The 11,326-nt window shown below is 64.5% G+C and carries 11 protein-coding genes; 5 read left to right on the top strand and 6 right to left on the bottom strand.

The features are described 5' to 3' along the window. Nucleotides 1–117: 117 nt before the first annotated feature. Genes B0E48_RS02245 through B0E48_RS02235 form a run of 3 tightly spaced genes read right to left on the bottom strand, consistent with a single transcriptional unit; the run spans nt 118 to nt 2,143 of the window. Nucleotides 118–621: a TPM domain-containing protein gene (locus tag B0E48_RS02245; RefSeq protein ID WP_077515797.1), complete on the bottom strand. Its 504-nt coding sequence runs from the start codon at nt 619–621 to the stop codon at nt 118–120. Beyond that, nucleotides 621–1,523, bottom strand: a complete 903-nt coding sequence (locus B0E48_RS02240; RefSeq protein ID WP_077515796.1) for a TPM domain-containing protein — start codon at nt 1,521–1,523, stop codon at nt 621–623. Before B0E48_RS02240 ends, B0E48_RS02245 begins: the two co-directional genes overlap by 1 nt. Beyond that, a complete protein-coding gene (locus B0E48_RS02235) occupies nt 1,523–2,143 on the bottom strand; it encodes a LemA family protein (protein ID WP_077515795.1) in 621 nt (206 codons plus the stop codon). Before B0E48_RS02235 ends, B0E48_RS02240 begins: the two co-directional genes overlap by 1 nt. 204 nt (nt 2,144–2,347) lie before the next feature. Here B0E48_RS02235 and B0E48_RS02230 point away from each other — a divergent pair, with 204 nt between their 5' ends. Next, the gene (locus tag B0E48_RS02230) at nt 2,348–3,160 is read left to right on the top strand and encodes a sel1 repeat family protein (RefSeq protein ID WP_077515794.1); all 813 of its coding nucleotides are present in this window, start codon (nt 2,348–2,350) and stop codon (nt 3,158–3,160) included. Between the two features lie 19 nt (nt 3,161–3,179). On the opposite strand, the gene B0E48_RS02225 is transcribed toward B0E48_RS02230, so the two are convergent. Then, nucleotides 3,180–3,551, bottom strand: coding sequence for a diacylglycerol kinase (locus tag B0E48_RS02225; RefSeq protein WP_077515793.1), 372 nt, complete (start codon nt 3,549–3,551; stop codon nt 3,180–3,182). Between the two features lie 346 nt (nt 3,552–3,897). Between B0E48_RS02225 and B0E48_RS02220 the strand changes: the two genes are divergently transcribed. From B0E48_RS02220 to B0E48_RS02205, 4 genes are all read left to right on the top strand, one after another. Then, on the top strand, nt 3,898–5,451 hold the full coding sequence (locus B0E48_RS02220) for an oligopeptide:H+ symporter (protein WP_077515792.1): 1,554 nt from the start codon (nt 3,898–3,900) through the stop codon (nt 5,449–5,451). A gap of 66 nt (nt 5,452–5,517) precedes the next feature. Beyond that, a complete protein-coding gene (locus B0E48_RS02215) occupies nt 5,518–6,789 on the top strand; it encodes an ATP-binding protein (RefSeq protein WP_077516887.1) in 1,272 nt (423 codons plus the stop codon). A gap of 84 nt (nt 6,790–6,873) precedes the next feature. Beyond that, a complete protein-coding gene (locus tag B0E48_RS02210) occupies nt 6,874–7,458 on the top strand; it encodes a response regulator transcription factor (RefSeq protein WP_077515791.1) in 585 nt (194 codons plus the stop codon). Between the two features lie 114 nt (nt 7,459–7,572). Next, nucleotides 7,573–8,961: a TIGR00366 family protein gene (locus B0E48_RS02205; RefSeq protein ID WP_077515790.1), complete on the top strand. Its 1,389-nt coding sequence runs from the start codon at nt 7,573–7,575 to the stop codon at nt 8,959–8,961. Here B0E48_RS02205 and B0E48_RS02200 read toward each other — a convergent pair. After that, the gene (locus B0E48_RS02200; protein WP_077515789.1) at nt 8,933–10,009 is read right to left on the bottom strand and encodes an alpha/beta hydrolase; all 1,077 of its coding nucleotides are present in this window, start codon (nt 10,007–10,009) and stop codon (nt 8,933–8,935) included. The two genes, B0E48_RS02205 and B0E48_RS02200, sit on opposite strands and share 29 nt — an antisense overlap. A gap of 32 nt (nt 10,010–10,041) precedes the next feature. Next, the gene (locus tag B0E48_RS02195; protein WP_077515788.1) at nt 10,042–11,316 is read right to left on the bottom strand and encodes an ABC transporter permease; all 1,275 of its coding nucleotides are present in this window, start codon (nt 11,314–11,316) and stop codon (nt 10,042–10,044) included. Nucleotides 11,317–11,326: the final 10 nt, after the last annotated feature.

Here is an 11,326-nt window from a genome sequence, read left to right as displayed (position 1 = left end):
TCAGCCTATCGATCTACCGTCGTAGCCTTGGGGCCGGCTCTTGCCGGCCCCATTTTTTTGCGTTGTTGCAGCGTGCGGGAAGAGAGAGGTCGGTGCGATGGCGGTTGCTGCCGCCCCCTACAGCAGCACCGGCCGATCCGGCAGTTCGTCCGGGTTGGCCTTGTCGTTGCCGGGGAAATGCCGCAGCAGCAAGGCATGCGCCGCGGCGATGCCTTCGAGGCTGCCGCCGCGCCATTGGCCGCGCGCATAGCATTCACGCATGCGTGTGCAGACCGCATCCCATTCGGCCGTGGTCACGTGCGCGGCAATGCCACGGTCGGCGACGATCTCGATGCGGTGTTCGGCCATCAGCACGTAAAACAACACGCCGCTGTTGTGCTCGGTATCCCATACCCGCAACTGGCCGAACACCTGCCGGGCGCGGGTGGGCGCATCGAGGCCCTCCAGTACCGCCAGCGGGGCCAGTCGCGACTCGATCGCAAAACGGACTTCACCGCGATGGTTGCGCTCACCCGCGGCAATCGCTGCGGTCATTTCATCGAGCAGCGCCTCCGGGAATCGACGATGCAACTGGAGCCAGCTACCGAACAGATTGGTCAGCATTCGCTGCATGCGTGCCATCACCAACTCCCCGAAGCGCCACCACCACCGAAACCGCCGCCACCACCGCTGAAACCACCACCACCACCGCCAAAGCCGCCACCGCCAAATCCGCCGCCACCGAAACCACCGCCCCCAAATCCGCCGAAACCACCCCAGCCACCACCACCAATGGAACGACCGGCACTGACCGGCGGCAGCATGAACAGGCCACCGAGCAGCGCACCGAACAATCCGGCCCCAAGCGAAGCCAGCAGCCACAACACGCCACCGGTAATGATGATGCCCAACGGCACGCGCACAAATACGTTCTTTACCCCCAATGCACCACGCACGAAGATCGCCACGAATACCGCGATCATGAGAATGCCTTGCAGTCCCGGGCCGGCATGTTCCTCGCTGGGTGCGCCCTGCACCGGCGGTGGCAACGGCTCGCCATTGATCAGCTGGGTCAGCGCACCCACCGCGTCGCTGATGCCGCCAAAATAGTCGTTGTTGCGGAATTTCGGCGCGATGTATTCGCGGATGATGCGTGCGCAGGCCGCGTCGGGAATCGCACCCTCCAGACCGTAACCCACTTCGATGCGCACGTTGCGGTCATTCTTGACGATCAGCAGGAACACACCATCGTCGATGCCCTTGCGGCCGATCTTGTTCGCCTCGGCCACCGCCAGTGAATAGTCATCGATCGCCTGCCCCGCTGTGCTGCCGGTCATCAACACCACCAGCTGCGCACCCTTGGCTTTCTCCAGCGCGACCAGTTGCGCATCCAGCTGGTCGACCTGTGCCGCGGTCAGCGTACCGGTGAGGTCGGTGACGTGACGTACCAGCTTCGGCACGGCGGTGTCCGCATGCAGCAGCACCGGCGACAGCAACGCCATCGCCAGCAACAGCAGCAGGCGCGAAAAGCGCCGAGGCATCATCAGTGCGCCGAGGCGGCAGGTGCCGGTGTGCTGTTGCCGAAGTCCACGGTCGGCGCGGTGGAGATCGCCTTCTCGTTGTCCACGCTGAAGTTCGGCTTCACCGTGTAGCCGAACATCTTCGCGGTAAGGTTGTTCGGGAAGGTACGGATCATCGTGTTGTAATCCTGCACCGCCTGCACATAGCGGTTACGCGCCACGGTGACCCGGTTCTCGGTACCTTCCAGTTGCGCCTGCAGGTTCTGGAACAGGCCATCGGCCTTGAGGGTCGGATAGTTCTCGCTGACCACCATCAGCCGCGACAACGCACTGCCCAGCTCGCCCTGCGCGGCCTGGAACTTCGCCAGCGCCTGCGGATCGTTGGCCATCTCCGGCGTCATCTGGATGCTGCCGACCTTGGCGCGGGCGTTGGTGACTTCGGTGAACACCTTTTCCTCGTGCTGGGCATAACCCTTGACCGTATTGACCAGGTTCGGCACCAGGTCGGCACGCCGCTGGTACTGGTTGATCACTTCCGACCAGGCTCCCTTGACCGCCTCGTCCTGTTTCTGCATGGCGTTGTAGCCGCAACCAGTGAGCATGACGGAAAGCAGCAACAGTACGCACAGACGCAGGGTATTCATGGCATCACTCCAGCCCGATGGGTATGACCATTGCAGCATCCATATCGCGGCAGCGCAATCAATCCCAGCCGCACGGAGCGGGATTCGACGGCCAGGGACTACTTTATTGTGGCACGCATGGATACTAAGCTTTGACTGGCATGTGTCCGACGGAACGGCCTGCATGGCCGAATCCGCTTCTCAGGGAACCAAGAGGAGGCAATCATGAAGCATGTACATCAGCGTATTACCCGAGCGGTCATCGGCACCCTGCTCGCCTGCACGGTCATCGCGGTGACCGCCCAGCCGGCTGCTGCAGACGGCCCGCTGCAAGACAAGACCTCGCAGGAGGTGCTGGACGCGATGAGCCGCAGTTCCACCTGGGGCCATCCCGACCAGTACGGCGAGTTCACCGGCATGCAGCGCTACGCCGCCGGCAATTATCAGGCTGCGATGAAATACTTCCTGATTGGCGCGCGTTACGCCGACAAGCTGTCGCAACTCAGCATCGGCCTGATGTACCTCAACGGCCAGGGCGTGCAGAAGGATCCGGTCACCGCGTTTGCCTGGATCGCGATCGCCGCCGAACGCCAGTATCCGCAGTTCCTCGCCACCCGCGATTCGGTGTGGGCGCAGCTCGACGCGCAACAGCGCGAGCAGGCCAAGGCAATGCTGGAAAAACTGTACCCGGAATACGGTGACCCCACCGCCAAGCAACGCATGGCAATGGAGCTGCGCTGGACCCGTAGCGAGTTGACCGGTTCGTATCTTGGTTTCGGAAGCGACTCGGTGACCAGTCTCACACCCGAACAGTTCAACGGCACCGGCCCCATGCCGGCGTGCGGCGCGAAGACGATCGGTGGCGCGGCCATCACCGGCTGCGGCAACCTCTACGCATCCTGGCGCTGGGATCCCAAGCAGTACTTTGCGGCGCGTGACGGCGAATGGACCGGCACCGTCCATGTCGGCGCGCTGAAGAAGGTCGACGCGTCCCAGCTGCCGGTCAAGCAAACAGACCAGCAGAAGGACATCCAGTAAAACTGGTTGCCGCGCTCGCTCAGAGCCAGCGCGGCAGCAGGATCAGTCCCCAGCTCAGCGCCACCAGCACCAGCAGCACGAACACCGCCGCCGAACCCATGTCCTTGGCGCGCCCGGCCAGTTCATGGAACTCCGGGCTGACCTTGTCGACCACGGCCTCGATCGCCGAGTTGAGCAGTTCGGCCGACAGCACCAGCAGCGGCGCCAGGATCAGCGCGAATTTCTCCAGCCCGCCGTCTCCCAGCCACAGACCAAGCGGCACCAGCACGGTGACCATACAGGCCTCCAGCCGGAACGATGCCTCGTGACGCCAGCCGGCGCGGAAACCTTTCATCGACCACTGGAACGCATTCCAGAGCTGCTTGGGACCACGAAAACCTTCGGCTGCCATATCGACGCGACCGTTCAGCAGGACGCCGGCGACAGCCGGTCAGAAGCAGCAGAACTGGTCACAACCAGCGGACAGGCGGCCCGCAAAAGTTCAAGAATCGGCATGGCGAACGGAGTTCCCGGAAGGCGTATAAGCCATTGATGATGCCACAGGCGGCCCGCATAGCCGATGTCGCGTTGAGAGGCCAGCACAGCCAGCCATCATCCGCAAGCTTTTGTCATGCGGCAGTGCAGCTACACCAGGATGGCGAATAGGTTACGCTTCTGCGGTTGTGATCCGTTCAGAATCACATGCCTTACGACGATGCCATGGCATCGTCACGTTTTGAATCACGCACGGAAAAGATATGGCAATCCAGAACCCGCCCGTCTCGCAGACGCGCTCTTTCAGCACCGTCTTCCTGATCGAAATGTGGGAGCGCTTCGGCTTCTACGGCATGCAGGTGTTGATGGTCACCTACATGATCAAGAAGCTGGGCTTTGTCGACAGCAAGTCCAACCTGGTCTGGGGCGCCGCGGCGGCACTGATCTATGCCACGCCGGCCATCGGCGGCTGGGTCGGCGACAAGCTGATCGGCACCCGTCGCACGATGCTGATCGGCGCGGTGGTACTGGCGCTGGGCTACGCGATGCTGTGGATTCCCACCGACAACGCCTACTTCCTGTATATCGCGCTGGGCGTGATCATCGTTGGCAACGGCTTCTTCAAGCCGAACGCCGGCAACCTCGTGCGCAAGATCTACGAGGGCGACGACACCAAGATCGACAGCGCCTTCACCATCTACTACATGGCGGTCAACATCGGCTCGACCATTTCGATGCTGCTGACCCCGTGGATCCGCGACTACGTCGGCGCCCGCTACGGCGACGACTGGGGCTGGCATACCGCGTTCGGCGTCTGCGCGATCGGCCTCATCCTCGGCCTGATCAACTATTCGCTGATGCATCGCACCCTGGCCCATGTCGGTTCACCAGCGGACGAGGAGCGTGTCAACTTCAAGCGCCTCGGCCTGGTCTTCCTCGCCGCGATCGGCATGGTGTTCGTCGCGGCCTTCATCCTGCAGAACCAGGAAGTGGCGCGCATCTGCGTGTACGCTGCCGGCGTGGTCATCCTGGGCATCTTCGTGCACCTGATCCGCAGCAGCGAACAGCATGAACGCGCCGGCCTGATCGCCGCGCTGGTGCTGGTGGCGCAGACGATCTTCTTCTTCATCTTCTATCAGCAGATGTCGACTTCGCTGAACCTGTTTGCACAGAAGAACGTCGACCTGTCGTTCAACCTGTTCGGTATCCATCTGTTCGACTGGATCCCCGAGCAGTTCCAGTCGCTCAACGCGATCTGGATCGTGCTGCTGAGCCCAGTGCTGGTACTCATCTACAACACGATGGGCAAGGTCGGCAAGAATCCGTCGGTGGCCGCCAAGTTCGCCTGGGGCTTCGCCGCCGTGGCGATCGGCTTCTTCATCTACGGCGTCGGCGCCCGCTTCGCGGTGAACGGCCAAGTCTCGTCGTGGATCATGGTGTGGGGCTACGGCCTGTATTCACTGGGCGAACTGCTGGTCAGCGGCCTCGGCTTGGCGATGATCGCCCGCTACGTGCCGGCGCGCATGGGCGGCTTCATGATGGGCGCCTACTTCGTCGCCTCCGGCATCTCGCAGTATCTCGGCAGCGTGGTGGCGAACTTCGCCAGCATCCCCGAGCACATCGACAATCCGCTCGACTCGCTGACGATCTACACCGCGCTGTTCAACAAGCTCGGCTTCGCCGGCATCGGCTGCACCGTGATCGCGATCGCAATGCTGCCGCTGATGAACAAGTTGTCGGCCAGCCACTCCGATGCGGCGACCAACCATAACCCGCTGCCGGCCGTGCGCAGTGAGGAATTCAACACGCCGTCCTGACCTGGCGAGCCCGCCGCGCGCTGCGCGGCGGGCTCCACGGGTTGCCCGCAAGCCCGGATGATCACCATGCCGCATCGGCCCGCCCAACGCATCGGCCCGCTCGCGCTGACGCGCACGCTGGCGTGGCTGCGGCTCTGCGCGATCGCCGGGCAAAGCGTGGCCGTGCTGGTCTGCGCCTGGTGGATGCAACTCGATATTCCGCTGCTGCCGCTGCTGCTCGGCATCGGCCTGCTTGCGGTGTTCTCGGTATTCGCCGCGTGGCGGTTGCGCCAGCCGTGGCCGCTGCGCGAATGGGAAACCATCGGGCACATCGCCGCCGACACGCTGGTGCTCGGCTATCTGCTGTACTTCACCGGCGGTGCCAGCAATCCCTTCATCACCTTGCTGCTGGTGCCAATCGCGCTAAGCGCCGCGGCACTGTCGGTACGCGCGATCCTGGCGGTTTCCGCACTGGCCGGCGTCGCGTACCTGATCCTGCTGTACTGGCATGTGCCGCTACCGATGCCGATGCATGGCGAAGTGCACGGCGGCTTCTCGCTGCACGTGGCCGGCATGGGCGTGAACTTCGTGATCAGCGCGCTGCTGCTGGGCTTCTTCATCAACCGGCTGGCGCACGCGCTGCGCATGCAGCAGCTGGAAGTGCAGCGGGTCCGCGAGCGAGCGCTGCGCGACGAGGGCATTCTCGCCATCGCCACCCAGGCCGCCGGTGCCGCGCATGAGCTCAATACGCCGTTGTCGACGATGCGCACCCTGCTGCCCGAACTGCGCCGCGAGCATGCCGGCGATGCCTTGCTGACCGAGGATCTGGCGCTGCTGGAAGGCCAGGTCGATCGCTGCCGCACGATCCTTCGCGAGATGGTCGCTTTCGGCAAGGCGCAGCTGTCGCAGGAACCGGAACGGCTCAGCGTGAAGCAATTCATCCACGGCTGCCTGGAACGCTTCCAGCTGCTGCGGCCGGAAGCCGAGCTGACTCTGGTGCTTGACGAGGCCACCGCGCAAACCGTGTTGCGCACGCCGCCGGGCCTGCGCCACGCGCTGCTCAACCTGCTCAACAACGCCGCTGATGCCTCGGCCAGCCGCGACTCGCACGTGGTGCTGCTGCAAGTCGCGCGCGATGCCGGCTGGCTGCAGTTGCGCATACGCGATCACGGACCCGGTTTTGGTGCCGGCGGTGAACCGCTTTCGCTCGGCCACTCGCAGAAGCAGACCGGCCTTGGCATTGGCCTGGCGCTGGCCGAGGCCACCGCCGAACGCCTGAACGGCACGCTGACCGCTGGCAATACCGAGCAAGGCGCCGAGGTGTGCCTGCGTCTGCCACTGGCCGTGATCGCCGAATAGTTGAGCACTGCGACACGACGCCACGTGCATGGATTGTCGCATCCGGCAAGAATGGGCACTGCGCCACTTCGAGGAGCCGCTGCAATGACCGAGTTGCCCCACGCCGCCACGACACGCCCGCTGTTGCTGGTCGACGACGATGCCACCTTCGTCCGCGTGCTGGCACGCGCACTGGTCTCGCGCGGCTTCGAGGTCATCACCGCGACCAACTTCGACGAAGCGCGCGCACTGACGCGCCGACAGCACCCGCGCTACTGCGTACTCGATCTCAAGCTGGGCGAGGAGAACGGCCTGCGGCTGATTCCCGAGCTGCATGCCCTGGTGCCCGACCTGCGCGTGTTGCTGCTGACCGGCTACGCCTCGATCGCCACCGCGGTGGAGGCGATCAAGCGCGGCGCGCACGATTACCTGGCCAAGCCGGTCGACGCCGACGCGGTGGTGCGCGCCCTGCTCGACGGCGACAGCAGCGAGCTCGACGAGCATGAACTGCCGGACACGCCCGAGGCCCCGCTCGCGCTGCGCCGGCTGGAGTGGGAGCACATCCAGCGCGTGCTGACCGAATGCGACGGCAACATCTCCGAAACCGCACGCCGGCTCGGCATGCATCGGCGCACCCTGCAACGCAAGTTGAGCAAGCATCCGGTGCGCGAGCGGCCCGAACGCGAGTAGCACCCTGGCCGTCGGACCTTCGACCTTCGTCGCGTTGCCCTTGCGGCGGCCGCTGCGCGACCATCGTGGGATAACTCAAGGGAGAGCCGCATGAATGCGACACGCGATGGATTCATGGCACGCGCAGCCCTGCGTAGCGCCGCCTGGGCAGAACACTGGTTTCCCGATGCATGGGTGTTTGCCGCGCTTGGCGTGATCGTGGTGGCGCTGGCGGCCTTCGCTTTTGGCGCCACACCCACCGCGGCGGTCAGCGCATTTGGCGACGGCTTCTGGAGCCTGATCCCGTTCACCATGCAGATGGCGTTCGTGGTGATCGGCGGCTACGTGCTGGCCACCGCGCCGATCGTGGCACGCTTCATCGATCTGCTGGCCCGCGCTCCGCGCACGGGGCGCGGCGCGATCGTCTATGTGGCGCTGGTCAGCATGCTGGCATCGCTGCTGAGCTGGGGTTTCTCGCTGGTGTTCGGCGGCCTGCTGGTACGTGCGCTCGCGCGGCGCACCGACCTGCGCATGGATTACCGCGCCGCCGGCGCAGCGGCCTACCTCGGTCTTGGCGCGATCTGGGCGATGGGGCTGTCGTCATCGGCGGCACAGCTGCAGGCGAATCCGGCCAGCATGCCGCCCGGCTTGCTGGCGATCACCGGCGTGCTGCCCTTCAGCGAGACGATCTTCCTGTGGCAATCGTTCGTGCTGACCGGCGTGTTGATCGTGGTGTCGCTGCTGATCTGCTGGACCACCGCGCCATCGGAAGCGAACGCACGCACCGCGCAGGATTTCGACATCAGCGAAACTTCGACACCAGCGCTACCGCCGCGCACGCGTCCCGGCGAGTGGCTGGAATACAGCCCGCTGCTGTCGCTGGCGATCGGCCTGCTCGGCCTGGGCTGGCTCGGCCATGAGTTCGCCAGCAAGCCGGCGATCAGCGCGATCGCCAACCTCAATACCTACAACTTCCTGTTCCTCACCCTCGGCATCCTGTTGCACTGGCGCCCGCGCAGTTTCCTCAATGCGGTGAGCCGCGCGGTACCCAGCACCTCCGGCGTGCTGATCCAGTTTCCGCTGTACGGCGGCATCGCCGCTCTGCTCACGCAGACACCGGGCTTCGGCGGCGAGACGCTGGCGCATCGGCTGTCGAATCTGTTCGTGCATATCGCGGGTACCGAGAGTTTCCCGGCGGTGATGGGCGCTTACTCCGCCGTGCTCGGCTTCTTCGTGCCGTCCGGCGGCGGCAAGTGGCTGGTCGAAGCGCCGTATGTGATGCAGGCGGCGAACGACCTGCATGTGCATCTGGGTTGGGCGGTGCAGGTGTACAACGCCGCCGAAGCGCTGCCGAACCTGATCAACCCGTTCTGGATGCTGCCGCTACTCGGCGTGCTGGGACTGAAGGCGCGCGACGTGGTCGGCTACACCTTCATGCAATTGGTGGTGCACGTGCCACTGGTGCTGGGCCTGCTGTGGCTGCTCGGCTTGACGCTCACGTATGTGCCGCCGGTGATGCCGTAAGCGATGGTGCGAACGGAAGCGGCACGAAGCTGGGGCACACGGCATGGTTGTCTACCGGTAACGCCTGCATCCAGCCAAGCAGTGGCGGCAACAGACGGTCGGTACGCACCGGCAGAATCAAATGCCCTTCCTGCGACACATCCACATAGCTCGCACGTGGCGAGCGTCGGGCCAGCTCGCGCAAGGCATCGTCCGCAATCAGGTTGTCCTCGGCACCACGCAGGATCAGCACGCACGACGGCGTGTGCGCCAATGCCTCGCCCGGATCGACATGGGTCAGATCGACACCCAACTGCCGGCTCGCGCGCTGGATCGCCTGATCCACTTCGCGCTGGCGTATCCATGACGCCAGCCAGCGATGACCAAACAGGTCACTGGCCGGTGCACGACGGATAACCGCCGCGGCATTGGCATAGGGCTCCAATGCGATCACCCCATGCACGTCCGCCAGCTTCGGCGCGGTGAACAACGCCACCGTGCCGCCATAGGAAACCCCGAACAGATACAGTGGGCCTGGCAGCCGGTTCGCCGCACGCAAATCGTGCACCAGGTCGACGATGTCATCCGCCTCGCGCGGGCCATAGCCCACCGGCGCATCAGCCGACTCGCCATGGCTGCGCAGGTCGGGCATCACCACCACATAGCCGGCGCTGGCCAACTGCAGTGCCCAGCTTGTCAGCGTCGACCCCTCCATGCCCCAGGGATGCAGCAGGATCACGCTGCCGCGTGCGGGAAGCACAGGCGCCTCGGCTGGCTGGCCACCGAGATCGAGCGTGAAGTTGAGCGCGGGATTCCGACCCTCGCGCCACTCCTCGATCTTGATCTTGATGTCGTAGGCACGCGGTTGACCATACCAGTAGGCCATACGTACACCTTGCTGTGTATGCATGGTGTCGAACTGGAAATCGCCTCGTTTCAGCAACTGCCGGAACCACGCGAGCTGCTCACGGTTGTCGTGACCCGGTCGCTCGATCTGACGTGCCACAAAGCTCGTGCAGCCGCCTAACGCAAACAGCAGCAACATGATCAGCCATCGTCCCTGACGCATCCCTGCCTCCTTCAGAAATCAACCCGCTTTGATCATAGCTCGCGCAATGCCGTAGTCACCGGCAGCCGCGCCGCGCGCACCGCCGGAAACAGGCCGCCGATGAAGCCGATCGTGAGTGCCCACAGCAGGCCGACCCACAACAGCTCCGCGGAGACCTTGAGTTCGAAGCTGAGCTTGCCGACCGTGCCGGCCGCCAGCGTGGAGGCGCTGTAGCCGTTGAAGACCAACCATGCCAGCACACCGCCTATCAAGCCACCGAGCAGGGCCAGCAGCATGGTTTCCAGCATCACCGCCACCACCACAGGCAGGCCGCGGAAGCCGATCGCGCGCAGCGTGGCAATCTCGCGCGCACGTGCCGCGACCGCGGCGAACATGCAGTTGAGTGCGCCGAAGATCGCGCCGATCGCCATGATCGAACCCACCACGATACCGATCACGGTGAGGAAGGTGCTCATGCCTTCGGACTGCTTGCTGAAGTAGTCCAGCGTGGTGCTGACATCGACCTTGAGTTGCGGGTTCGCTTCCAGCTCGGTCTTGAAGGCATCGAACGCCTTGGGGTCGGCCAGCTTCACGGTAACCGACGCGCGGCTGCTGCCGCGGCGATAGGTGTCGGCCACCACGCCCGCGTCGCCCCATATCTCGGAATCCATCGCATCGCCGGAGGCGAACACGCCGACCACGGTCCACAGCTGGCTGCCAAGACGGATCTCGTGACCCGGCTCCAGTCCGGCGAACTGCTTCGCTGCACCCTTGCCGACAATCAGCTCACGCATGCCGGGATTGAACTTGCGGCCCTCGATGATCTTCAGGTTCGGTCGCACCGCCCAGGCCTGTTCACCGACACCGCGCAACTGCACGCTGCCCTCGTCGTCCGCTTTGCCGCCTTTCAGCGGCAGGTTCGCCGCGACCACCAGCTCGGGCGAGGCGATCGGCTGCCCCTTCGCATCCTTGGCGATGCCGACGGCCTGCGGGATCAGGGTGACGCTGTCGTGATCGAGCACCGACATCACTTCGGAGGCGGAGGCGCCACGCATCACGATGGCGGTATCGGCACTGCCGGTCTTGTTCAATGTCTCGCGGTAACCGTCGCTCATCGCCAGCAACGCGACCAGAACGGCGACCACGCCGGCGATACCCACCACGATCACCGACGACATGCCGAGCCGCTGCCTGAGCGTGCTGAGGCCGACCGACGTGATCGAAACCGCCTGCCGGCCCTGTCGGGTCAGCAGCATCCAGATCGCCAGGAAAACCGCAGACACCAGCGCGAGGGTGGAAAACAACAACATCAGAAAGTGCAGGAACATGCTCGTTCTC

It is taken from the genome of Rhodanobacter sp. C03, assembly GCF_002001175.1.
Classification (GTDB): Bacteria; Pseudomonadota; Gammaproteobacteria; order Xanthomonadales; family Rhodanobacteraceae; genus Rhodanobacter.
The sequence above is the reverse complement of the archived record's forward strand: the minus strand, read 5'-3'. Positions and strand labels throughout refer to the sequence as shown.

Bases quoted from the DNA above. Each gene is read 5' to 3' on its own strand.
- B0E48_RS02245 (WP_077515797.1), bottom strand. From the start codon at position 621: ATGGCACGCATGCAGCGAATGCTGACCAATCTGTTCGGTAGCTGGCTC.
- B0E48_RS02240 (WP_077515796.1), bottom strand. From the start codon at position 1,523: ATGATGCCTCGGCGCTTTTCGCGCCTGCTGCTGTTGCTGGCGATGGCG.
- B0E48_RS02235 (WP_077515795.1), bottom strand. From the start codon at position 2,143: ATGAATACCCTGCGTCTGTGCGTACTGTTGCTGCTTTCCGTCATGCTC.
- B0E48_RS02230 (WP_077515794.1), top strand. From the start codon at position 2,348: ATGAAGCATGTACATCAGCGTATTACCCGAGCGGTCATCGGCACCCTG.
- B0E48_RS02225 (WP_077515793.1), bottom strand. From the start codon at position 3,551: ATGGCAGCCGAAGGTTTTCGTGGTCCCAAGCAGCTCTGGAATGCGTTC.
- B0E48_RS02220 (WP_077515792.1), top strand. From the start codon at position 3,898: ATGGCAATCCAGAACCCGCCCGTCTCGCAGACGCGCTCTTTCAGCACC.
- B0E48_RS02215 (WP_077516887.1), top strand. From the start codon at position 5,518: ATGCCGCATCGGCCCGCCCAACGCATCGGCCCGCTCGCGCTGACGCGC.
- B0E48_RS02210 (WP_077515791.1), top strand. From the start codon at position 6,874: ATGACCGAGTTGCCCCACGCCGCCACGACACGCCCGCTGTTGCTGGTC.
- B0E48_RS02205 (WP_077515790.1), top strand. From the start codon at position 7,573: ATGGCACGCGCAGCCCTGCGTAGCGCCGCCTGGGCAGAACACTGGTTT.
- B0E48_RS02200 (WP_077515789.1), bottom strand. From the start codon at position 10,009: ATGCGTCAGGGACGATGGCTGATCATGTTGCTGCTGTTTGCGTTAGGC.
- B0E48_RS02195 (WP_077515788.1), bottom strand. From the start codon at position 11,316: ATGTTCCTGCACTTTCTGATGTTGTTGTTTTCCACCCTCGCGCTGGTG.